The 22,354-nt window shown below is 73.0% G+C and carries 24 protein-coding genes; 13 read left to right on the top strand and 11 right to left on the bottom strand.

What is annotated here, in order from left to right; genetic code table 11:
- Positions 1-63: 63 nt before the first annotated feature.
- The 7 genes from AC0OLQ_RS03860 to eccCa all read right to left on the bottom strand — a co-directional run bounded on the left by AC0OLQ_RS03860 (position 64) and on the right by eccCa (position 6,675).
- Positions 64-342 carry a WXG100 family type VII secretion target gene (locus AC0OLQ_RS03860; RefSeq protein WP_046568947.1) on the bottom strand — a complete coding sequence of 93 codons (279 nt, stop codon included), beginning with the start codon at positions 340-342 and terminating at the stop codon, positions 64-66.
- Between the two features lie 28 nt (positions 343-370).
- Entirely contained in the window at positions 371-679 is a 309-nt protein-coding gene (locus AC0OLQ_RS03855; RefSeq protein ID WP_151462501.1) for a WXG100 family type VII secretion target, read from the bottom strand.
- A 204-nt stretch (positions 680-883) separates the two neighbouring features.
- Positions 884-1,144 carry a hypothetical protein gene (locus tag AC0OLQ_RS03850; protein WP_484530214.1) on the bottom strand — a complete coding sequence of 87 codons (261 nt, stop codon included), beginning with the start codon at positions 1,142-1,144 and terminating at the stop codon, positions 884-886.
- A 16-nt stretch (positions 1,145-1,160) separates the two neighbouring features.
- Complete coding sequence (locus tag AC0OLQ_RS03845; RefSeq protein WP_484530213.1) at positions 1,161-1,886, bottom strand: hypothetical protein; 726 nt, start codon at positions 1,884-1,886, stop codon at positions 1,161-1,163.
- A gap of 28 nt (positions 1,887-1,914) precedes the next feature.
- Positions 1,915-2,208 (bottom strand): hypothetical protein, encoded by a 294-nt coding sequence (locus AC0OLQ_RS03840; RefSeq protein ID WP_357332801.1) that lies wholly within the window; start codon positions 2,206-2,208, stop codon positions 1,915-1,917.
- Between the two features lie 16 nt (positions 2,209-2,224).
- Positions 2,225-2,644, bottom strand: coding sequence for a YbaB/EbfC family nucleoid-associated protein (locus tag AC0OLQ_RS03835; protein ID WP_357332800.1), 420 nt, complete (start codon positions 2,642-2,644; stop codon positions 2,225-2,227).
- 68 nt (positions 2,645-2,712) lie between these two features.
- Positions 2,713-6,675 carry a type VII secretion protein EccCa gene (eccCa, locus tag AC0OLQ_RS03830; RefSeq protein ID WP_484530212.1) on the bottom strand — a complete coding sequence of 1,321 codons (3,963 nt, stop codon included), beginning with the start codon at positions 6,673-6,675 and terminating at the stop codon, positions 2,713-2,715.
- 355 nt (positions 6,676-7,030) lie between these two features.
- Between eccCa and AC0OLQ_RS03825 the strand changes: the two genes are divergently transcribed.
- Both AC0OLQ_RS03825 and eccD read left to right on the top strand, forming a co-directional pair.
- Positions 7,031-8,440, top strand: a complete 1,410-nt coding sequence (locus tag AC0OLQ_RS03825; RefSeq protein ID WP_484532263.1) for an RNA-guided endonuclease TnpB family protein — start codon at positions 7,031-7,033, stop codon at positions 8,438-8,440.
- Between the two features lie 16 nt (positions 8,441-8,456).
- Complete coding sequence (gene eccD, locus AC0OLQ_RS03820; protein ID WP_484530211.1) at positions 8,457-9,854, top strand: type VII secretion integral membrane protein EccD; 1,398 nt, start codon at positions 8,457-8,459, stop codon at positions 9,852-9,854.
- Here eccD and AC0OLQ_RS03815 read toward each other — a convergent pair.
- Positions 9,838-11,010: a type VII secretion protein EccE gene (locus AC0OLQ_RS03815; RefSeq protein WP_484530210.1), complete on the bottom strand. Its 1,173-nt coding sequence runs from the start codon at positions 11,008-11,010 to the stop codon at positions 9,838-9,840. The genes eccD and AC0OLQ_RS03815 overlap by 17 nt on opposite strands.
- 161 nt (positions 11,011-11,171) lie before the next feature.
- On the opposite strand from AC0OLQ_RS03815, the gene eccB reads away from it, so the two are divergent.
- From eccB to AC0OLQ_RS03770, 9 genes are all read left to right on the top strand, one after another.
- A complete protein-coding gene (gene eccB / locus AC0OLQ_RS03810) occupies positions 11,172-12,632 on the top strand; it encodes a type VII secretion protein EccB (protein ID WP_357332796.1) in 1,461 nt (486 codons plus the stop codon).
- A gap of 117 nt (positions 12,633-12,749) precedes the next feature.
- Positions 12,750-13,121: a hypothetical protein gene (locus AC0OLQ_RS03805; RefSeq protein WP_484530209.1), complete on the top strand. Its 372-nt coding sequence runs from the start codon at positions 12,750-12,752 to the stop codon at positions 13,119-13,121.
- Positions 13,114-14,370 (top strand): WXG100 family type VII secretion target, encoded by a 1,257-nt coding sequence (locus tag AC0OLQ_RS03800; RefSeq protein WP_484530208.1) that lies wholly within the window; start codon positions 13,114-13,116, stop codon positions 14,368-14,370. Before AC0OLQ_RS03805 ends, AC0OLQ_RS03800 begins: the two co-directional genes overlap by 8 nt.
- Positions 14,371-14,567: 197 nt before the next feature.
- On the top strand, positions 14,568-14,993 hold the full coding sequence (locus tag AC0OLQ_RS03795; protein ID WP_484530207.1) for a hypothetical protein: 426 nt from the start codon (positions 14,568-14,570) through the stop codon (positions 14,991-14,993).
- Between the two features lie 130 nt (positions 14,994-15,123).
- On the top strand, positions 15,124-15,963 hold the full coding sequence (locus AC0OLQ_RS03790) for a hypothetical protein (RefSeq protein WP_484530206.1): 840 nt from the start codon (positions 15,124-15,126) through the stop codon (positions 15,961-15,963).
- A 41-nt stretch (positions 15,964-16,004) separates the two neighbouring features.
- On the top strand, positions 16,005-16,346 hold the full coding sequence (locus tag AC0OLQ_RS03785; RefSeq protein ID WP_484530205.1) for a YkvA family protein: 342 nt from the start codon (positions 16,005-16,007) through the stop codon (positions 16,344-16,346).
- Positions 16,347-16,395: 49 nt separating this feature from the next.
- Positions 16,396-16,815 carry a pyridoxamine 5'-phosphate oxidase family protein gene (locus AC0OLQ_RS03780; protein WP_484530204.1) on the top strand — a complete coding sequence of 140 codons (420 nt, stop codon included), beginning with the start codon at positions 16,396-16,398 and terminating at the stop codon, positions 16,813-16,815.
- A 265-nt stretch (positions 16,816-17,080) separates the two neighbouring features.
- Entirely contained in the window at positions 17,081-17,731 is a 651-nt protein-coding gene (locus AC0OLQ_RS03775; RefSeq protein ID WP_484530203.1) for a C39 family peptidase, read from the top strand.
- Positions 17,732-17,818: 87 nt separating this feature from the next.
- Complete coding sequence (locus AC0OLQ_RS03770; protein ID WP_484530202.1) at positions 17,819-18,490, top strand: HAD family hydrolase; 672 nt, start codon at positions 17,819-17,821, stop codon at positions 18,488-18,490.
- Positions 18,491-18,540: 50 nt separating this feature from the next.
- On the opposite strand, the gene AC0OLQ_RS03765 is transcribed toward AC0OLQ_RS03770, so the two are convergent.
- On the bottom strand, positions 18,541-19,803 hold the full coding sequence (locus AC0OLQ_RS03765) for an alkaline phosphatase (RefSeq protein ID WP_484530201.1): 1,263 nt from the start codon (positions 19,801-19,803) through the stop codon (positions 18,541-18,543).
- A gap of 207 nt (positions 19,804-20,010) precedes the next feature.
- On the opposite strand from AC0OLQ_RS03765, the gene AC0OLQ_RS03760 reads away from it, so the two are divergent.
- Positions 20,011-20,604, top strand: a complete 594-nt coding sequence (locus AC0OLQ_RS03760; RefSeq protein ID WP_484530200.1) for a hemerythrin domain-containing protein — start codon at positions 20,011-20,013, stop codon at positions 20,602-20,604.
- Between the two features lie 55 nt (positions 20,605-20,659).
- Here AC0OLQ_RS03760 and AC0OLQ_RS03755 read toward each other — a convergent pair whose 3' ends face one another.
- Complete coding sequence (locus tag AC0OLQ_RS03755; RefSeq protein ID WP_484530199.1) at positions 20,660-21,115, bottom strand: Lrp/AsnC family transcriptional regulator; 456 nt, start codon at positions 21,113-21,115, stop codon at positions 20,660-20,662.
- 96 nt (positions 21,116-21,211) lie between these two features.
- Here AC0OLQ_RS03755 and AC0OLQ_RS03750 point away from each other — a divergent pair, with 96 nt between their 5' ends.
- On the top strand, positions 21,212-22,114 hold the full coding sequence (locus tag AC0OLQ_RS03750; protein ID WP_484530198.1) for an SMP-30/gluconolactonase/LRE family protein: 903 nt from the start codon (positions 21,212-21,214) through the stop codon (positions 22,112-22,114).
- On the opposite strand, the gene AC0OLQ_RS03745 is transcribed toward AC0OLQ_RS03750, so the two are convergent.
- Positions 22,115-22,348: a ferredoxin gene (locus AC0OLQ_RS03745; RefSeq protein ID WP_484530197.1), complete on the bottom strand. Its 234-nt coding sequence runs from the start codon at positions 22,346-22,348 to the stop codon at positions 22,115-22,117.
- Between the last annotated feature and the right edge of the window lie 6 nt (positions 22,349-22,354).

The raw sequence follows: 22,354 nt of genomic DNA, 5'->3' as shown, positions 1-22,354 counted from the left end.
GGAAAAGCACCACGGCCCCGACCCCGGCGTGAGCCGGAGCGGAGCCGCAGCGGGTCGGTCGGGTCAGCCCCAGACCTTGGAGTTGCTCATCTCGGTGGTCATGTAGTTCTCGCGGGCGATGCCCACGGCCCCACCGATCTCGTTCAGGACCTTGTTGATGTCCCGCACGGCGGCGTCCCACTGAGCCTGGTGCTGCTCGTAGGCGACGCGGTCCTGGCCCTCCCACTCGAGCTTGGTCAGCATCGAGCGCAGCGTGTCAAGCTTCTCGTCGATGGTCCGCGAGATGGCCTGCATCTGCTGGTTGCTGCTTTCGAGGACAGCGTAGTCAACCTTGATGCTCATCGATTCCTCCTCTGCCTGTCTTCGCGGATCACGGGTTGAGAGCAGAGTGGAACTTGTCCAGCATCTGCTGCTGCTCTTCGTCGTTGACCTGGTGCGTCGTGCCCGACTTGTCAAGCAGGTCGGCGATGTTGTCCATCGCCGTCAGCAGCTTGTTCGTGTCCTCGTTCCAACGCAGCATCAGGTTCTGGAAACCCGTGGACGCCCCGCCCTTCCAGGCCATGGCCAGGTCGTCGACGACGTTCCACAGCTTCTTCAGCTCACCGTCGACGTCGCTGCGCGTGGACCGCACGTCACTCGCGGCGGTGTGCAGGCTCGCTGCACTGACCTCGAACGCCATGCTTCACACCCTTCCGTCATCTCTGTGGCGGCGGATCCGCCGCGCCCCTCCCCCGCGGCAAGGCGTCACACCCCACCGACGGACACTTCAACCGAACCGTAGCGGACGACGTCCAATCCGCGCAGCCCTGCTTCCCCATGGCGCACAACGCCGTCCGGCGCACCGGACCGTACGACGTGGACGGTCGCCCGCGCCAGCGGCGGCTCAGGACGGCCGTCGATACGACCTGACGTGCATCACCGCGCCAAAGACCAGGATCACCGCCAGCAGCGCCACGAACAGCCAGAGCACCGGCTTGTCGAGCGCCCGGTCGAGCACCACCGGAATCAGCGCGGCGACGCCGGTGAGCAACACCACTTCGCTGGCCCGCTTCGCCCACGCGGCGCGGGACAACTGGGCGACCAGCGCCAGCCCGATGAAGACCGGCACGGCCACCAGGAAGTACACGAAGAGCACCAGGGTCATCTCGGGCCCCTTCCCGTCACTGGTAGAACTTGGAGTCCTGCACCCAGTCGATTTTGATGTCCTTGATGTCCGGGTCCTGGCCGGTGGCCGCCCAGCCGGGTCGGGAGTCCGACACGAAGGCGAACCGGTCGTTGCCCTGGAAGCCGGCCATGACGGCGGAGAACACCGCGCTGATGTCGCCGAAGACCAGCGCCAGGATCGCCGCGCTCGCCACCATCCCGGCCACGCCGATCGCCTCGGCGATGGGCGCGGTCGGCGGGAACGCCTGGAGGGCGACCGACACGATCACCGCGATCAGGATCGGGATGAGCGCGTCGACCAGCGCGTTCACCGCGTCGTTGAAGGCGTCCCGGGCCGAGGTCAGGGTGTCCTTGTTGGCGTTGAACGCCTCGGCCAGCGAGTTGATCTCCGCACTGAGCTTGCGCAGGAAGAGGTCGAACCCGTCCCGGTCGTCGAAGTCCCACTCGCTGTCCGACGGCGGCACCTGCTCCAGCGCCGCGCCGAACTGGTCGCCGCCGAGCAGCCGCGCCGCGTCGCCCCACTCCTTGATGGACTTGTTGACCTCGTCGTTGTCGAAGGTCTCCAGGTAGGCGATGGCGGCGCCCAGCGCGCCGGCGAAGACCAGCCACATCCAGTTGGCCCGGGCCGCGGGCAGCAGGCCGCGCACCGGCGCCGTCGCGGCGGCGACCGTGTGCGTGCCGGTCACCGTGCCGGCCGCGTTGGCGATCAGGATCTCCGACATCAGCTGCCCTCCCCGTCCACCCGGCCGGTCACTTGACCACCCACGGCTGGTCCGACTTCTCCCAGTTCTTCGCGGTCTGCTCCAGCTGCTCGGCTGCCCTGTGCAGGTGCTCGATGCCGGTCCTGACGTTCTTGAGGTGACCGTCCACCGAGGCGTTGTGCGCCTGCACGGTCGCGCCGCCGAAGAGGGTCAGCGCGCCGTCCGGCAGCTTCACGCTCTCCAGCAGCGTCTGCACGTTGCGCAGGTACTGGATCGGGCCGTCCGGGGCGTCGAGCTTCTTGCTCGCCTTGCGGATCGCGTCGACGTCGACCTTGTTCGCCACCGCGTCTCCTCCCTGGTCAGCGGCGCAGGCCGCGGGTCGGGTCGGTCAGGTCCACACCGAACTGGCGGAACCAGTCCTCCGGCGTGAGGGTGCCCTCCTGCGCCCGGCGGACCAGGTCCGAGCCGCCGAGCATCTCGGCCGTCAACTCCTGCTGCCGCTCGGCGAAGGTCGCGTACGCCGCGTCGATCGCGGCCTGGAGCGACTCGGCCAGGGTGAAGCTGTCCAGCCGCATCGCCCGGGCGTTGATCTCGATGCCACCGACCTTCATGTCACCGTCAACCGTCACCCGGACCAGGCCGTCCGGGCTCTCGCCGGTGACCCGCAGCTCGGCGCGCTGCTGCTGGAACTCCGCCAGCCGGCGCTGCTGCTCCTGCGCCTGGCGCAGCAGGTTCTCCATCGCGCCGCCGGCGCCGCCGTAACCCCACGAGGTGCTCACGACTGTCCTTCCCTCAGCTTGACGGTCGGGCCGACGCTACCGGACCCGATCATCCGACGTCCGCCCCGTCAGGCCGGCTCCGTCCAAGCGGTCTGGATGAGCTGCTGGCCGTCCCGGCGGCGGACCAGGGTGCCCCGGCCCGGCGGTTGCGGGCTCGGCCGCAGGTTGCCGAAGACGGCGCCCTCCTCGCGGCTGCCGGACATCAGCAGGCCCGGCGAGTCCAGCTCGCGCAGGCGTTGCAGCACCGGCTCGTAGAGGGCCCGGGCCACGCCGCCGACCCGGCGGGTGATGATCAGGTGCAGGCCGATGTCCCGCGCCTGCGGCAGCAACTCGTGCAGGGCGCTGAGCGGGTTGTTGCCGCCGGAGGCGACCAGGTCGTAGTCGTCCACCAGGATGTAGAGCTCCGGCCCCTTCCACCAGCTCCGGTCGCGCAGCTGGGCGGTGGTCACGTCCGGCCCGGGCAGCCGGTTCTGCAACGCGCTGCGGATCGAGCCGAGGCCCTGGCTGAAGACCTGGTTGGACGGCGCGTAGTCGAGCAGGTGGTCACCCTCCACCGCGCCCAGCAGGCCGCGCCGGTAGTCGGCGATGACCAGCCGGGCCTGGGCCGGGGTGTACCGCTCGGCGATGCCCCGGGCGATCAGCCGCAGCAGGTTGGTCTTGCCGCACTCGGCGTCGCCGAACACGGTCAGGTGCGGCTCGGTCGTCAGGTCCAGGTAGACCGGGGCGAGCGCCGACTCGTTGACGCCGATCGGGATGCCCGGGACCGACCGGTCCACCACCTTGGCCAGCTCGCTGACCGCCAGCTTGCGCGGCAGCAGCCGCACCTTCGGCGCCGGGCGGCCCGGCCAGTTGGCCGCCACGTGTCCGGCCAGGGCGACCGACGCCTCGGTGAGGTCCTCGATGTCGCGCTTGCCGTCGATCCGCGAGATCCCGGTGAGGAAGTGCAGCTTGTCGCGGGTAAGGCCGCGACCCGGCGTGCCGCCCGGCACGTTCTGCGCGGCCCGGCGATCGATCTCCGACTCGGCCGGGTCGCCGAGCCGCAGCTCCAGCTTGGTGCCGAGCAGGTCCCGCATGTTGATCCGGATCTCCGCCCACCGCACGGCGGTGACCACCACGTGTACGCCGAAACCGAGCCCGCGGTTGGCCAGGTTGGTGATGGTCTGTTCCAGCTCCTCGTATTCCTGGCGCAGCGTGTTCCAGCCGTCGACCACGAGGAAGACGTCACCGAACGGGTCGTCGGCGAACTCGCCCGCCGCCCGGCGCCGGCGGTAGCTGGCCACCGAGTCGATGCCGTGCTGGGTGAACCGGTTCTCCCGCTCGTCGATGACGGCGACCACCTCGGCCACCGTCCGGCGGACCGCCTCGATATCCCGCCGCCCGGCCACCCCCGAGGTGTGCGGCAGCCCGTCCAGGCTGCGCAGCGCGCCACCGCCGAAGTCGAGGCAGAAGAACTGCACCTCGCGCGGGGTGTGGGTGAGCGCCAGCGAGGCCAGCATCGTGCGCAGCATGGTGCTCTTGCCGCTCAGCGAGGCGCCGACGATCACCACGTTGCCGCCGGCCCCGGAGAGGTCCACCATCATCGGGTCGCGGCGCTGCTCGTACGGGCGGTCGACGATGCCGACCGGCACGGTGAGCCGGCCGCGCCCCGGCCAGTTGGCGGTGGTCAGGCCGAACGTCGGGTGCACGGCCAGCGGGGGCAGCAGCTCGGCCAGGGCCGGCGGCTCGGCCAGCGGCGGCAGCCAGACCTGGTGCGCCGGGCGGCCCCGACCCTGGAGCCGGTCGATCAGCACGTCCAGCATGGCCACGGCCTTGCCGTCGCCGGTCTGCTCCGGCTCGGGCGCGGTCTCGGCCGGGCTCGGCAGGGCCGGCGCCGGCACGTAGTCGATGCCGTACGGGACGATCCGGCGCTGCACCTGCGCCCGGGTGGACCGCTGCACCTGCCCCGGCGCCCGGTACGGGCCGGAGACGTAGGCGGCCCGGAACCGCAGCATCGTGGCGGTGTCGGTCTTCAGGTAGCCGTGGCCCGGCGCGTTCGGCAGCTCGTACGCGTCCGGCACGCCGAGCACGATCCGGCTCTCCACCGCCGAGAAGGTCCGCAGACCGATCCGGTACGACAGGTGGGTGTCCAGGCCCCGGAGCTTCCCCTCCTCCAGCCGCTGGGAGGCCAGCAACAGGTGGACGCCGAGCGACCGGCCCAGCCGGCCGATCATCACGAAGAGGTCGATGAAGTCCGGCTTCGCGGCGAGCAGCTCGGAGAACTCGTCGCAGATGATGAGCAGGCTGGGCATCGGCTCCAGCGGCTCGCCCGCGGCCCGGGCCTTCTCGTAGTCGTAGCGCGAGACGTAGTTGCCGGCCGCCCGCAGCACCTCCTGGCGGCGGTTCATCTCACCGGCCAGCGCGTCCCGCATCCGGTCGACCAGCGGCAGCTCGTCGGAGAGGTTGGTGATCACCGCGCTGGTGTGCGGCAGCGCGTCCAGCGAGGCGAAGGTGGCGCCACCCTTGAAGTCGACCAGGACGAAGTTGAGCTCCTCCGACGAGTGGGTCACGGCCAGCGCCGCCACCACCGTGCGCAGGAGCTCGCTCTTGCCGGAACCGGTCGCGCCGATGACCAGGCCGTGCGGGCCCATGCCCTCGTGCGCCGACTCCTTGAAGTCCAGCTCCACCACGTTGCCGTCCGGCCCGAGGCCGAGCGGGATGCGCAGCCGGTCCCGGTGGCTGCGCGGCCGCCAGGTCTGCTGGATGTCCACCGTGGCCGCGTCACCGACGCCGAGCAGGTCCGGCAGCTCCATGCTGCGGGCCAGCGGCTCCTCGGTGCTGGCACCCTGCTGCTGGGAGAGCCGGTAGGGGGCGATCTGCCGGGCCAGCCCCTCGGCGGCCGCCATGCTGAACCGGTCCGGCCGGCCCAGCCGGGAGGTGGCCGTGCCGCGGACCAGGTCCAGCCCGCTGCCGTCGCCGGCGTCCAGGCAGAGCAGCCAGCGGCCGGCGTCGCGGGGCACCGCGCCGGACAGGTCGATCACCGTGGCGCCGAGCAGGCCCGGCCCCATCAGCGCGCAGGTCGACGAGACCTCGCCGCCGTCGAGCACCACCACCAGGTGCGGCGCGGTGGTGAGCGGCTTCGCCTCCGGGGCGAACCGGGGCCGGCCGCCCAGCTCGTTGGCGAGCGCCGCCTCCGCCTCGGCGAGGCTGGCGAAGACCATCCGGCGCGCGCCCGCCGCGTCCGTACGCCCCGGGTGCTGGGCGTGCGGCAGCCACTTCACCCAGTCCCACACCGGCTGCCGGTCGGGCGCGGCCACCACGGCCACGAGGAGGTCGTCCGGGGCGTGGAAGGTGACCAGCTGGCCCAGCGCGGCCCGGGCCAGATCGAGCACCGGCTCCCGGTCGCCGCGCAGCGCGACCCGGCTGAACGCGCGCAGCGACAGCGCGGTGGGCAGGTCCGGCACGCTCGAGTGGGCCCGGACGAACCGGCGCAGCGCGATCGCGCTCATCGGCTCCAGGTCCTCCACCGGCTTGGTCTCCGGCGGCACGATCTCCACGGCCAGCCGCTGCGGGCCGAGCGCGATCCGGGCCTCGCCGAAGTCGTCCTCGGTGATCCGCCGCTCCCACAGCCGGCGGGAGGCGGCGACCGACCAGAGCGCGTCCGGCTCCGGGTGCCGCCAGGTCATGGCAGCGCGCTGCTGCTCGGCGGCCCGCCGGGTGCGCTTGCGCATCTGGGCCAGGTAACGCATGTAGTCGCGCCGCTGGGCGTTCAGCTCGGCCTTGTCGTTGCCGCCGCCGAGGGTGCCGACGGCCATGCCCAGCATGGACACGCCGAACAGGCCACCGGCCACGTACGTCATCATGCCGCCGCCGCGACCGGCGTAGAGGAAGGCCATCGCGCCGACGCCGCAGAGCATCGGCAGGATCATCAGCACCTGACCCATGCCCTTGGCCTGCGGCTCCGGCAGCTCGGGCGGGGACTCCAGCAGCACCTCCCCGCGCGGCAGCGCGGGCCCCGGTTGACGCGGAAGCCGGCGGAACACCACCGTGCTCACGGGTGTCTCCTCCCCAGAAGCGGCCCTGCTCGTCATCGGCCGACGCACCCGAGTCGTCGGGTGGGCAACCTGTGCGACCGCCATCGTAGGTAATCTCCCGGAGGCGCCGTGGACCCACGGGGGCGGCGCGGGCGGCCCGGGTGGATCGTAGGCGAGCACGAGGAGGCGACTTGTTGTCGGTTTTCGCCGCAGACCCTCCTGCGTCTGTCTGTCGCGCCAAAGGGCTTGTCGGGGCGGGCTTGACGACGCCGACGTCCATAGGATGCTGCAGCCGGGCATTGAAGTGGAGCGGTGAAGGCGACGTTTTGAGACGGACTCACTTGATGGGCCTGATCCTGGAGGGCGACCGTTGCAGGTGACCCGGATCGCTTACTCCACCGGCCTCAACCCTGGTAAGTACGCAGCCTTGCTGGAGCAGGCCCGGCGGCTGGGTCGGGTACGCAGCGAGGTGTGGCAGCTGTATGGCTCGGTCGCCGGTGTCGGTTCGGGTTTGAGGGATCGGCAGGTACGCGACCAATGGTTGGCCGACGGTTCGCATCTGCAGTTCGGTGTGTTGGCAAATGCTTGGAAGGAAACTGTTCGCGACGCGATGGGCGACATCGCGGCGAACCTGGAGGCGGCCAAGGTCGATGTGCGCCGGGCAGTCTTTCGCAGCAGGAGTGATCCAAGCGAGCGCAGACGGCTACTGGCCGCGTTAAGGGCTAACCGTTGGGCTGCTGACCCCTTTCTGAATCGCCAGCTGCGCAAGCATTGGAGGCGTGGGAAGAACCGCACGCACGATCAGATTGTGGTGCGCGCCGACCAGCACAACAGTTGCTTGGACGGATACGGCCGGATGTGGTTGGCAGTTCCCGGCCTCAAGCGTCGGCAGATGGTCAGGATCCCCTTGTCCACGAGCGTCGCCCCGACCGGCACACTGCGACTGATCCTGCGCGGCGGCTGGGTCGAGGTGCACTACCAGATGGACGCTTCACAGATGAGGTCGTCACAACGGCCTTGCGGCGACCAGACGATCGGCGTGGACAAGGGCTACACCGAGGCCTTGACCGACTCCGAAGGCGCTCACCACGGTGATCGGCTGGGCGAACTCCTGAGCAGCGAGTCCGACCGGTTGAAGGAGCGGAAGCGGCGTCGGGCAAAGCTGCGCTCGATAGCGAACACCGCTGCAATGCGTGGCGACCATGCGAAAGTGTGCCGAATCAAGGCCAACAACCTCGGCACCGTGAAGCGGAATCGGCAGGCCGCCCAACACCGGGCGCGGGTACGCACGGAGATCTTCACCGCGGCGCACCGGGTCGTGGACAAGGCCGCCACCGTCGTCGCCGAAGATCTCACCAAACGCTTCGCCGGGCGCAAGACGCTCGGCAAGAACATGAACCGGCGCCTTGCCGAGTGGACCCGAGGGGTCACCGCCGAGGCCCTGGCAAGCGTGTCGGAGCGCAGAGGTTCTGCGCTCGTCCACGTCAACGCCGCCTACACCTCACAAGCCTGTCACCGCTGCGGCCGGCTCGGCCGACGCAGCGGCGACCGGCTTCACTGCACCTCGTGCGGGGTGGTGTGGCAGGCCGATGTGAACGCCGCGATCAACATCCTGCAGCGAGCTGGCGACCCCGACATCGCCCTGCATACCCCGTACCAGAAGGTGAAGCAGATCCTGAAGGATAGGACCGATCGCCACCGGACCAGACTGCCGGTCCAGGACTCCAGCTCGGTGACGGCCAAGCGGAGAGCGAATTATCCGAACCGCTCAGCAAAGAGCGACTAGTAGGAAGCAGGCCACAGTGGCGACGAAGACCGCGACCGGCGGACTGAGCCGGATCACCATCGTGGCGCCGCGGACCAGGATGGATCTGGCGTTGCCGTCCGACGTGCCGCTGGCCGACCTGCTGCCCACGTTGCTGCGCTACGCCGGCGAGGACCTCGCCGACGAGGGCGTACGGCACGGCGGGTGGAGCCTGTCCCGGCTCGGGGGGCAGCCGCTCGACGGCGGCCGGACCGCCGCGCAGCTCGGCGTCCGCGACGGTGAGGTGCTCTATTTCAACCCGCGGGCCGCCGCCGCGCCCGAGATCGTCTTCGACGACGTGGTGGACGCGGTCGCGACGGCGACGAACCAGCGGGCCGGCGCCTGGCAGGTCGGCACCACCCGGGCATTCTCGATCCTCTTCGCCGGTGCAGCGCTGGCGGCCGGCGCGGCGGCCACGCTGTTCGCCGGGCCGCCGCAGCTGCCCGGCGCGCTCGCCGCGCTGGTGGTCGCGGTCGCGCTGCTGGTCAGCGCCGCGGTGCTCTCCCGGGCGGCCGGCGACAGCCGGACCGGCGCGGTGCTGGCCATGGGCGGCCTCGGCTACGCCGCGATCGGCGGCCTGCTGGTGCTCGCCGGGGACCGGAGGCTCACCGAGCTGGCCAGCCCGCACGTGCTGCTCGCGGCGACCGCGGTGGTGCTCTTCGGCGCGGTCGCGGCGCTGGCCGTCGGGGACCGGCTGCCGCTCTTCCTCGGCGCGGTCGGGGTGGGCGTGGCGGTCGGCTTCGGCGCGGCGCTCTGCCTGGCCTTCGGCATCGGCGCGGCGGCCGCCGCGGCGGTGGTGGCGACCGTGGCGTTCGGTGCCCTGCCTGCGCTGCCGATGATCTCCTACCGGCTGGCCCGGCTGCCGGTGCCGTCGATCCCGACCGGCCCGGACGACCTCAAGAGCGACACCGAGTCGGTGGACGGCCCGCAGGTGCTGCGCAACAGCGAGCGGGCCGACGCGTTCCTCACCGGCCTGCTCTGGACGGTCTCGGTGCTGGTGCTCGGCGGCGAGCTGGTGCTCGCCGACAACGGCCGGCTGCCGGCGGTGCTGCTCTGCCTGGTGCTGGCCCTGCTGGCGCTGCTGCGGGCCCGCCCGTTCCTCGGCCGCGGCCAGCGCACCCCGGTGCTCCTCGCCGGCACCCTCGGTCTCGGGCTGGCCGCCGCGGCCACCTTCGGCGCCGGCTCGCTCCCGGTCCGGCTCGGGCTGATCCTGGGCGGCCTGCTGGTGGTGACCGTGATCAGCCTGATCTACGGGCTCAGCGTCGCGGGCAAGCGGATCTCGCCGGTCTGGGGACGCACCCTGGACATCGTCGAGATCCTGCTGATCGTCGCCCTGGTGCCGCTGGCCGTCTGGGTCTGCGGCCTCTACGGCTGGATCGTCAACCTTCGGCCGTGACCGTGCCCATCGCGGTGCCCACCGGCGCGGTGGCGTAGACGCCCGGGCCGTGCTGGCCGTCCAGCGGGCGGGCCGGCACGCCGGAGCGGCGGGCGACGTCCCGGACCACCTTCACCAGTGCCTCGGCGTGGCCGTCCATGGCCGCCACCCGCAGCAACGGCGGGACCTGCCGGCCGCCGGGGAGCACCACGGCGGCGACCGTGTGCGACGGGGCGGAGGTGGCGGTCACCGCGTCCACCAGCGCGCCCAGCGAGCCGTTGGGGCGGACCCGCAGGGCCAGGCAGCGCTGCGTCCAGCCGCCGCCGCGCAGGCTGGTCCAGCTCTCCACCTGGGACTCCGGGGCCAGGTCGAGCCCGGCGCCGGAGACCACCGCGGCGTGCAGCTCGTCGCGGCTGAGCACCCGGTGGCTGAGCCCGGCGGCGTTGAGCGCATTGCCGAGCCGGCCGATGCCGGCCGCGACCGTGCGGTGCACGCCGTGCATGCCGCCACCCCGGCTGACCGTCTCGGCGCGGCCGTCGGCGATCGACAGGCGCAGCGCCACCCAGACCGTGCGGTGGGCTGCTGGCGGCGCGCCGGGCGCCGGGTACCAGACCAGGGTGTGCGAGACGACCTGGGTCTGGGTGACCGGCCCGGTGAAGTCGGCGAGCACCGCGAGCGCCCGGTCCACCGTCGCCGCCTCGATCGACCCGGCCGGCGCACCGGGCGGGCCGGTCAGCGCGACCGCGGCGAACCAGCCCCGGTCGTCCTGGCCGATGCCGAGCCGGGTGCCGCGTTCGGTCAGCTCGACGACGGACAGCTCCGGGGCCAGCGCGGCCAGCCGCGGGTCGCCGGCCGGCGCCGCGCCCCGGGCCCGGTCCCGGCGGCGGCGCAGCCGGCGGCGGAGCATGAGGTCCTCGTACCACCAGCGACCGCCCCGGCGGGCGAAGGCGGCCACCACGGCCAGCAGCGCCACCACTCCGACGACGGGGAGCAGCCAGGACGGGCCGCCGGTGGCGAACCAGACGGCGAGCGCGGCGCACTCCAGCACGACGAGCTGGCCGACGACCACCGGGCCGAGCCGACCGTGCCGGCGCATGTCGGCCGGGGTGACCGGTCGGTCCGCCGGCACGATAGGGGCGGTGGCCGTACGACCGGGTGGCGCCTGGACCTGGGTCATCGCGAGCGTCCCTTCTGGACATCCTGGGCATCCGCCGGTGCGGTGCGTCGCCGGGGGGCGGGCGGGGTCCCGGTGAACCGTCGACGGCCCCTTATCGTAGGGAAGCCCGCGGCGGAGTTCGGACCTGATCGTCGCGGACCCACCCCTGCCGGAGGTTAGTCATGCGGACCCGCCGCGATCAGGTGCAGGCGTACCGCTTCGTCACCCGCCGGATCGTCTCGGCGCTGCTCTCCGGCGACCCGGAGACCAACGACCTGCCGATGCGGCGCCTCGGCATGGCGGTGTTCGGCAGCGTCATCGCCGCCGCCGTCGTGCTCGGCGGCGCGGGCGCGTACGGGCAGTTCACCAGCAACTCCGCCCCGCTGGAGCCGAACACCCTGGTGATCGAGCGGGAGACCGGCGCGACCTACGTGTTCGCCGACGACAAGCTGCTGCACCCGACGCTCAACTACGCCTCGGCCCGGCTCATCCTCAACGACGCCGCCGCGCCGGTGCGCACCATGTCCCAGGCCTCGATCAGGGACCGGCCCCGGGGTGGGGCGGTCGGCATCGTGGGCGCACCGGACGACGTGCCGGACAGGAAGTCCCTGGTGGGCCTCCCCTGGTCGGTGTGCGACGTGCCCGACCCGAACGACCCGGAGCGCTCCACCACTCGCCTGGTGATCGACCGGCCGCTGCCCGGAGGCACCCCGCTCACCGACCGGGCGGTCCTGGTCAAGGTGAACGACGCGCGCTACCTGCTCACCGGCGGCGCCCGGCTCCAGGTCGGCGACGAGCAGGCGCTGGTGGCGTTGAAGATGGCCGGCGCGGCCACCCTCACGGTCGGGCAGCAACTGCTCAACGCGCTGCCGGTCGGTCCGGCGCTGCGCAAGGCGACCATCGACGGGGAGGGCGGCCCGAGCGGGCTGACCGTGGGCGACCGCCCGGCCCGGGTCGGCCAGGTCTACCGGGCCGCCGGTCAGTACTACGTGCTGGCCAAGCAGGGCCTGGTGGCGATCGGAGAGGTGACCGCGCTGCTGATGCTCGGCCGCGGCGGCCAGGTCACCGACATCACGCCGGACCAGGCCGGCCAGCTCCTCACCGACCAGCGGCTGGAGGCCGAGGGCCTGCCGGACCGGCTGCCCACCCTGCACGAGGTCCGCGCCGGGCGGACGGTGCTCTGCGCCACGTACCGCTCCGGGCCGGCCGGCCAGCCGACCACCACGCTGGAGGTCTTCGACCAGCCGCCGGCCGAGCTGACCGCGGCGACCGGGGTGCCGGCGCGGCAGAGCAGCCGGGACGCGGTCCGCACCGCGGAGAGCGTGCTGCTGCCCGGCGGCAAGGGCGTGCTAGTGCAGGCCACCGCCGGGGAGAGCGGCAAGCCCGCGGCCGGCTCGACGGTCTACCTCATCACCGCGCAGGGCGTCCGCTACCCGCTCGGCACCGCCTCCGGCGACGCGAAGAGCGCCCTCGGCTACGGGGAGGTGACCCCGCTCGCGGTGCCGGCGTCCCTGCTGGCGCTGGTGCCGACCGGGCCGACCCTGGAGCGCGCGGAGGCGATGAACCACTTCGATCCGGGTGCGGCGGCCGGCGGTGGCGCGACGCCCGGCCCGGGCGATGCCGCCCCGGCGCAGGGCGGATGAGCGGCGCGGGCACGGTCCGAAGTGGACCGGACCGAATGACGGGTCGCCCCGGTTGGCCCGGGTCGACTAACCTGAACGTGGCCAACGGTTCTCGACGATGACTACGGGGATGCAGCCATGACCGGGCGCACGACAGTGGACGTACTGTCCTTGGAGGACTTCCACCAGCGGCTCGAGCGCAGGCTGAGCGAGGCCGAGTCGGTGTTGAAGAAGCTCAACACCGAGATGCAGTGCCGGCCGCCGGCACTCGGCACGTTCACCGACGCCAACGACAACGCGCGTCGCTACTCCGAGACGCACCAGAGCTACGTCAACCACGTCGAGCGGTTGCGGCGGGCGATCGTGGCCGCCCAGAAGGCCACCAAGACGATCATGACGAACTACAAGACCGCCGAGGCACGCAACGCCGCCGCCGCGGCCGACATCGTCGCCGCCCTCTCCGGGCTGACCGAGGCGATGAAGCCGAAGGGAGAGGATCCGCGTGTCTGAATACACCCAGCGCTACGAGCACGTCAGCCACAAGGAGCTCTACCAGGGTGTCAACGCCGGCGACCCGAAGCAGATCGAGGGGCTCAGCGCCCAGTGGACCTCGCTGAAGGGCACCCTCGACGACCTCGGCCGCGACCTGACCGCCGACCTGGACGCGCTGCTGAAGACCTGGTCGGGTGACGCCGCCCGGGAGTTCCACCGCCGGCTCAACCTCGTCGCCGACTACTCCGGCAACCTGGCCGAGGGCATGACGGGCATTCGGCAGGCGCTCGACATGATGGCCAGCGAGCTGCGCACCGCCAAGGCGAAGGCGGAGAGCCCCGAGGAGACCGACGACAACGACAAGCTGCTCTCCGGCGCCGGGAAGGGCTTCCTGGTCGGCGGCCTGCCGGGCGCGCTGGTCGGCGGCATCGTCGGCCACGAGCAGGACAAGGCCGAACAGGAGAAGGCGCACCAGCGGATGGTGCAGGTCGTCGCCAAGCTGGCCGAGGGCTACGACTTCTCGGCGTACGGCCGGATCGTCGTGCCGGAGCCGCCGGACTCGGGGCTTCCGGGCCACGGCGACCCGACGGACCCGACGCTGCGGAGCGGCCCGTCGGTGAGCACGCCGTCGGCCGGGCCGGGTGTCGGCAGCTTCGGTCCCGCGGCGAACGGCACCGCGACCACCTCGGGCGTGCACCACACCGCCCCGGGCAGCGGCATGGTGGGCGGCGACACGACGGGCGGCGGCACGGCCGGCCAGCCCGGCGCGGGCACCCCGGGCACCATCGGCTCGGGCAGCACCGTCGAGCCCACCGGCACCTCGCTCGCCGGGGCCGGCCCGCTGACCGTCCCCGGCCCGACGACCGGCCTGGCGGGCGGCCCCGGGCTCGGCAGCACCAGCCCGACCCTGCCGGGTGGCGGCGGCAACTCCCTCTACGGCATGCCGGGTGTGCTCGGCACCGGGTCGCTGGCCGGCGGCGGCTCGGCGGGCTCCGGCCGGGTGGGCGGGCTCGGCGCCGAGGGCCGGTCGGCCGCCGGCACCGGCCGCCTCGCCTCCGGGCGGGGCGTGACCGTCGAGACGGAGGGCCGCTCCACCGGAAAGAGCGGCACCACCGGGCGGCCCGCCATGGCCGGCCGCAACGGGGTGCTCGGCGCGCGCGGCGGCGAGGACGACGAGTCCGACGGTCGGCTGACCTGGCTGACCGAGGACGAGATGGTCTGGTCCGACGGCGAGACGGCCCCGCCGCCGGTGCTCGGCGGCAACTGACCGCAGACTGACGACGGCGCGGCGTCCCCACCGGGGGCGCCGCGCCGTTTCGCGTCGGGCGGGGGTCGACCCGCACTCCCGGCAGGTGGAGGGTGCCGGTGCGGACGAGTCCGTCCACAGCGAATCGTGGGACGGGTCACGTCGACCGGGGAGATCGTCGAGCTGCACGATGCCGAACTGACCGATAGGTTGAAACGGTGCCGCCCGTAGCGTTCGCCCCGTCCCTCTGGACGGCCACGCTGCGCAGGATCGCCCGCACGGCGGTGACCGCTCTCGCGCTCATCGCCGGATTCACCGGCCCGGCCGCGATCCCGGGCGCCGACCACCTGCATTCGGCCGCGACTGCCCGCACGGCCGTCGACCTCCGGGTCGACGCCCCGACCGCCACCTCCGTCGACGTCGGGCCGGCCGGCCGGCGGGTCGCCGAAGGTTTCCGCGTCGGGCCCGCCGCCGCGCCGGCCGCGGACTCGCCCCTCCGGCACCCGCTCACCGCGCCGGCCCCCGCCGGGCCGTCGCACCGGGCCACGGCCGACGCCGCCGCACCGGTCGCGAGCCGGGACGTCGTGGTCGCCGCCGACCCCGGCGGGGCCGCCATCGCCCGCCGCGGTCCGCCGCGCGCCTGACCGCGCCGCCCCCCGGGTACGCCCCGCTCGACCGCGCCCTGCCGCACACCCGTCGAGTGCCGCCGCGACCCACCGCCCTCCGCCGGGCCCCGACCGTTGACTCCGACCGTTCCACCACGAGGTGCTGGTGATGCAGACCGTCTTCTCCACCGTCCTGCCCGACGTTCCCCGGGCCGCCGTGATCTGGCTGGCCCTGCTCGCCGTGGCGGCCGTCGTGGTCGCCGCCCTGATCGTCCGCCCGAACCGGTTCCGGTCGGTGTTCGGCGGCCGGATCAGCGAGGCCGCCCGGCCGAGCAGCATCGAACTGGCCGAGCAGGCCCGCGAGCAGGCCCGGGAGCAGGCCCGGTACGCGCAGGAGGTGGCGGTGGCCGCGTCCCGGGCGGCGACGACCGCCGAGCGGCGCCGGGCCGAGTGGCTGGCCGCCCAGGAGGAGGTCGAGGAGGCGTGGCGGGCGTACGAGGCGGCCGAGGAGGACGTCCGCCGGCTGGCCGCCGCCGCGGCGCTGCCCCTGCCCCGGACCGCCCGGACCCCCGCCGAGTACGTGGACCGGGAGCGCTGGCTGCACCGGGCGGCGCTGGACGCCCAGTGGCGCAAGGAGATCACCGTGGAGCAGCTCAGCGACATCCTCGGCCACCGGGGCTGGGATCCGAGCCGGCACCCGGTGGAGCAGGAACTGCTGCTGCGCCGGCTGGTCCGGGACAACCTCCGGGCCCGGCAGCAGGCCGCCCGGGAGCGGGAGCAGGCCGCCTGGAGGGCCGCCGAGCTGGCCGCCGCCGCCGCGCGCAGCCTGCGTGACGAGGCGTACGTGGCGACCCGCCCGGCCACCGCGCCGCAGTCGTCGCTGTCCCTCGTGGACCTGACCGGACCGGAGATCACCCGGGAGCTGTCGGCCCCGGCCCGGGCCGCCGAGACGACCCGCGACCTGACCCCGGCGGCGGCCCGGGCCCGGGCGGCGGTCCCGGCGTACTGACGCCTCCGGCGGAGCTGGCCGGGTTCGGTTAGCGTGAACACGTGTCCCGTGAAGCCTGGATACTCGTCGTGCTCGCCGCCGTCGCCGCGCTGGCGACGCTGGTCGGGGCGGTGGTCCTCGCCGTCCGGGTGGTCCGCACCCGCCGCATGCTCGGCGCGCTCGGGGTCGGCGGCAAGGTCGCCTTCTACGGCGCGCTGATCTACACGATCCTGCCGGTGGACGTGCTTCCCGACCCGATCTACCTGGACGACATGGGCGTGCTGGCCGGTGCGCTGATCTACCTGGGCCGGCTGGCCGCGAAGCACCGGGCCGCGCAGCGCAGGCTGCCCGACGGGTCGGACTCCCCGCCGGGGCCGGACCGGCTGCGCCGCCCCGTGTCATGATCGGCGCGGGGCCGGCGGTCGGCCCGGCTCAGGGCAGCGAGGACGGGACATGGCGGGCGACCACCGGCTGGACCCACACGACGAGCGCGTCGCCCGGTTCTTCCGGGAGCGGCACCTCGCCACGCTGACCACCCTGCGTCCCGACGGGACCCCGCACGTCGTACCGGTGGGGGTCACCTTCGACGCCGAGACCGGCCTGGCCCGCGTGATCACCTCCGGCGCCTCGGCCAAGGCCCGGCACGTCGCCGCGGCCGGCCCGGCCGGCACGCCCGTGGCGGTCTGCCAGCTCGACGGCCGCTGGTGGCTGACCGTGGAGGGCCGGGCGGTGCTGCGCCGCGACCCGGAGGCGGTGGCCGAGGCCGAGCGGCGGTACGCCGAGCGCTACCGCACCCCGCGTCCCAACCCGCAGCGGGTGGTCATCGAGATCGCCGTGACCCGCCTCCTCGGCAGCCTCCCGGTCACCATCTGACCCAGGCGTCACATCGGCGGTCACCGGCTGCGCGGGATGTCCGGTTTCCCGGTGACGGGGGCCACCTGCGGAAATCGGGGCGGGAAACGGGCCGTTGCACCTCCCGTACGAGCGATACGAGCGTGCGGGCGGCAGGCCCGCCGCCCCGGTGAGCGAGCGGGGCCTGCGCCCTGGAGCGCACCAGAAACCCCGAGAGCACGCCGAGCGCCACTCCCGGTGCCGCGTCTCCCACCCGGAGACGTCAACCCCCGAATGGAGCTTCGACATGAACTCGATCTTCCGTAAGAGCATGCTGTCCGTCGCCGGCCTGTGCATGTCCGGTGGCATCGTCGCCGGCCCGGCCGTGGCGGCACACGCCGCACCGGCGCAGGCCGGTCCGAAGGCGCCGCCGGCCGCCGCCAAGGGCAAGGGCAAGGGCGAGCGCAGCGCCGGCTACCAGTACGAGGCGCAGCCGAACTTCTTCTACTGCGGCCCGGCCTCGACCCGGATCGCCCTGTCGGCGGAGGGCAAGGAGGTCAGCCAGGACGAGCTGGCCGCCAAGCTGGGCACCACCGAGAACGGCACCGACTCGGCCATCGACATCACCCGGGTGCTCAACGAGTACACCGGTGGCAAGTACAAGACGACCGAGATCCGGGACGACGCGGCCACCAAGGAGCAGGTCGAGCGCCTGCGGGCGGACGTCAAGGCCGCCGTGGACCAGGGTCGGCCGGTCGTCGCCAACATCCTGGGCGGCGCGCTGGACATCGACGGTGTCGAGCACAGCTACCCCGGCCACTACGTGACCGTGGTGCAGTACAAGGACGACGGCAACACGGTGCTGATCGCCGACCCGGCCAGCCCGAACGAGCCGACGTACTGGATGGACGTGACCGAGCTGGCCAACTGGATCGCCGGCCGCGGTTACAGCTCCTGACCGAGCGCGCAGGGCCGGTCTCCCCCGAGCGGGGAGGCCGGCCCTTTCGGCGTCCGTCCGGTCCCCGGCCCCGCTAGAGTCTGGACCGTGCGTCCGGTGATCTTCGACCTGTTCCACACCCTGGTGCCCGGCGGCGACCCCGAACGGGACCGCGTGGTCGGCGAGATGGCGCTGATGGTGGGGGTGGAGCCGGCCGCACTGGTCGAGGCGTACCACGCCACCTGGCGGGACCGGATGACCCGCTGGGACGCCGCGGAGACGGTGCGCATCCTGGCCGGGCGGCTCGGCGGCGCGCCCACCGAGGAGCAGGTGCTCCGGGCGGCGGCGCACCGCCGGGAGCTGGCCGGTCGGCTGCTGGACGGGGTCCCGCCGGCGACCCTCGCGGTGCTGGACGCGCTGCGCGCCGACGGTCACCCGATCGGCCTGGTCAGCAACGCCACCGCGGAGACCGCCGAGGCGTGGCCGTCGACCGACCTGGCCCGCCGGTTCGACGTGGCGGTCTTCTCCAGCGACGTGGGCCTCGCCAAACCCGACCCGGCGATCTACCGGCTGGCGGCCGAGCGCCTCGGCGTCGCACCGAGCGAGTGCGTCTTCGTGGGCGACGGCGCGGACGGCGAGTTGGCCGGCGCGGCGGCGGTCGGCATGACGGTGGTCCGCACCACCGAGCACAACGACAGCGACCCGGCCTGGGTCGGCCGTGAGCTGACCGCCCTGGGCGAACTGCCCGGCCTGCTCCGCGAGCCGGCCCGCGGGCGCTGACCCGGCGACGCCCTCCCGCCACGGGGACGGGAGGGAGTCGGGCGCCGGGATCAGCGGGTGAGGATCTGCGACAGCACGTCGTGCACGTGGGTGTTCGGGTGCTTGCCGGTGAACTGCTCGGCCAGCGGGCCGTACGCGGTCACCGGGACGTCGGCGCCGGTGTGGCCGCTGGTGGTCCAGTCGAGGTTGAAGGTCTGGGCGCTGCCCTTGATCGGGAACGGCCCGTCCTCGGCCGAGATGCCGTCACCGGACTCGTCGGTGGTGGCGGTGTCCTCGACGGTCAAGCCGCCGCACTCGTGGTCGCCGGTCACCACGACCAGGGTGTCCGGGTGGCCGGCCGCGTAGTTGCGGGCCACCGCCACGGCCTTCTCCAGCTCGCCGAGCGCCTGGAGCATCCGGGTGCCGTTGTTGTCGTGGGCGAACTCGTCGATGCCCTCCTCCTCGACCAGGAGGAAGAAGCCCTTCTTGTTCGTCGACAGCGTCGACAGCGCCTTCTCCGTCATCATGGCCAGGCTGGCCGGCGGGGCGTAGACGTCGCCCTGGCCCTCGGGCCGCTGCTGGAACAGCTCCTCGTTGCCGAAGAGGCCGAGCAGCTTGCCGCCCTTGGCGGCCTGGAGCTGGGCGGCGGTGGAGACGTACTGGTAGCCCTTGGCCTTCGCCTCGGCGACCAGGTCGCCCTTGGTGCCCTTGCTGGCCTCGGACGGGTCCTCGGCCGGCTGGTCCGGGTACGCGCCGGCGTTGCCGGCCGGCAGCCACCAGTCCTCGCCGCCGCCCAGGATCACGTCCGGCCGGGTGACCTCCAGGTACTGCCGGGCGATCTCGTCCTGGACCGAGCGGTCGGCGGTGTTGGCGAAGAAGGCCGCCGGGCTGGCGTCGGTGACCTGGGCCGTGGTGACCAGGCCGGTGGCCTTGCCGGCCGCCTTGGCCTGGGCGCCGAGGGTGGGCAGCGGGTTGCCGTCCACGTCGACGCTGATCGCGCCGTTGTAGGTCTTCTCGCCGGTGGCCCAGGCGGTCGCCGCCGCGGCCGAGTCGGTGATCGGCGTCTTCGGGTCGTGCGGGCTGGTGGTGAGCTGGCCCGAGTACGGCAGCTTGTCCATGGCGAGCTGGCCGTCGAGACCGGCCAGGTAGAGGCGAGCCGCCTCGCGCTGGGCGGCGGCCATGCCGTCGCCGTTGATGAAGATGACGTTGCGGGCCTTGCCCTTCGCCGCGCCGGCGTCGGCGGCGGTGATCGGGTTGGCCAGGCTCAGTCCGGCGGCGGCCACCGCCCCGGCGACGACGGGGGCGAGCAGCCAGCGGCGGGAACGGAATGTCACGGGTGTCCTCCTGGCGGATGGAACGCTTGGCGGCCATCACGCAACCGCAGCCACAGGCCGAACAGCTGACCGGCAGATTAACGGAGGACGGCCGTTGCCGGGACTCTTGTCGCCCTGGGCAACGGCATTTCGGCTGGTTGGGTCGACCGCACCGGGGTAGTGGGCCAGACAAGCCGTTCCGCAACCCACCGGTAAGGGGCCACCGAGATGACCGACGTACAGACGGAACGGGACGTCGTCGACGTCCTGATGACCGACCACCACGAGGTCGAGGCGATCTTCGTCGAGCTGGAGAGCCGGCAGGGCACGCCGGAGCACCGGCGGCAGCTCGCCGACGTGGTGATCGCCGAGCTGGTCCGGCACGCCGTGGCCGAGGAGGCCTACGTCTACCCGGCCGCCCGCAGGTCCCTCCCGGACGGCGACCAGCTCGCCGAGCACGAGATCGCCGAGCACGCCGACGCCGAGCGGACCATGAAGGAACTGGAGTCGCTCGACCCCTCCGACCCGCGCTTCGACGAGCTGCTGGGCAAGCTGACCGCGACCATCCGGCACCACGTGCAGGACGAGGAGAACGACCTCTTCCCCCGGCTCCGCGCGGCCTGTGCCCGCGAGGAGCTGGTCGAGCTGGCCGGCAAGGTGGAGGCGGCGAAGAAGTCGGCGCCGACCCGGCCGCACCCGGCCGCCCCGGACCACCCGCCGGCGAACAGGCTGCTCGCCCCGGGCACCGGCCTGGTCGACCGGATGCGCGACGCGCTCAGCGGCCGGCCCACCTCGATGAAGGAGCTGCGCGAGAAGTCCTGAGCACCGACCGCGGCGGCAACGCTCCCGGCACGGGGGGCGTGGCCGCCGTCGGGTGTCAGGGTGTTTGCGGGTACGGGTCGAGCGGGCGCTCGAAGAAGCTCTCCAGCACCACCACGGTCTGCGTGCCGGTCACGCCCTCCACCTGGAACAACCTGCGCAGGCTGGCCTGGAGTTGCTCGGGCGTGCCGACCCGGATCTTCACGAGCAGCGAGGCGGGGCCGGCGATCACGTGCGCCTCCTCCACCTCGGGCAGCGCGGCGAGCGCGTTCCGGGTGGACCGGTCGCCCATCCAGGCGTTCGCCTCCACCAGCACGAACGCCAGCACGCCCCGGCCGACCGCGGCCGGGTCGACGTCCACCGTGGTCCGCCGGACCACCCCCTGCTCGCGCAGCTTGCGCACCCGTTCGTGTACCGCCCCGGTGGAAAGCCCGACCGCCCCGGCCAGCGCCGCGTACGACTGGGTGGCGTCGTGTTGCAGCGCCGCGATCAGCTTCCGGTCCACGTCGTCCACGTCCGCGCCTCCGTCAGGTGTTCTACCTCATCGCCGAATGTCGTTCGGCCATGTTAGCGTCTTGCCGAATCTCAGTCACAGGTGGAGGCGGTCAGCGTGGATCGGTTCAGGACGCGTTTCGAGGTGCGGGACGAGCGGTTCCGCCGGGTCAACGGCGACGAGTGGACGGAGTGCCTCTGGACCGGGGGCCGCTGGCTGGAGGGGCCGGCCTGGTTCTCCGCCGGGCGCTACCTGGTGTTCAGCGACATCCCCAACGACCGGCTGCTGCGCTGGGACGAGACCACCGGGGCGGTCGGGGTGTTCCGCCAGCCGGCCGGCTACGCCAACGGGCACACCGTCGACCGACGGGGGCGACTGGTGAGCTGCGAGCAGGGGCGGCGGCGGGTCACCCGGACCGAGGCCGACGGCACCGACACGGTGCTCGCCGAGCGCTGGCGCGGCAAGCGGCTGAACAGCCCGAACGACGTGGTCGAACACTCCGACGGCTCGATCTGGTTCACCGACCCGAGCTACGGCATCGACAGCGACTACGAGGGTCACCGGGCCGAGAGCGAGATCGGCGGCAACCACGTCTACCGGATCGACCCGCACGACGGCGAGGTGCACCGGGTCGCCGACGACTTCGGGCAGCCGAACGGGCTGGCGTTCAGCCCCGAGGAGTCCCTGCTCTACGTGGTCGACACCCGGGCCAGGCACCTGCGCCGGTTCGCGGTGACCGAGGGCGGCGCACTGCGCGGCGGCGAGGTCTTCGCCACCTGCGACGCCGGCTCCTTCGACGGGGTACGCCTCGACGACGCCGGCCGGGTCTGGGTGGCCGCGCACGACGGGCTGCACTGCTTCGACCCGGACGGCACGCTGCTCGGCAAGCTGCACCTGCCGGAGGTGGTCGCCAACTTCACCTTCGGCGGCCCGAAGCGCAACCAGCTCTTCATCTGCGCCTCCAGTTCGCTGTTCAGCCTGCGGGTCAACGTCAACGGGGCGCGCTACCCGGGCTGGTGATCACTCCTCCGGGGCGATCCGCCGGAGGCTGTCCACGTCGGACACCACGATTGCCTCCAGCGGGCAGGACTCGGCCGCGTCCAGCACCGACTCGTCGGCGGTGATCCGCTCGGCCACCGGCCTCGACAGCCCGTCGACCAGCACGAAGTGCTGCGGCGCCACGCCGGCGCAGATCCCGGACCCGATGCACCGGGTGGGGTCGACGTGCAGCCGCCACTCCATCTCCCCGCTCACGTTTCC

The sequence above is a fragment of the Micromonospora sp. Utrum1 genome (genome assembly GCF_057197805.1).
This window is presented reverse-complemented; position numbering and strand designations above follow the sequence as displayed.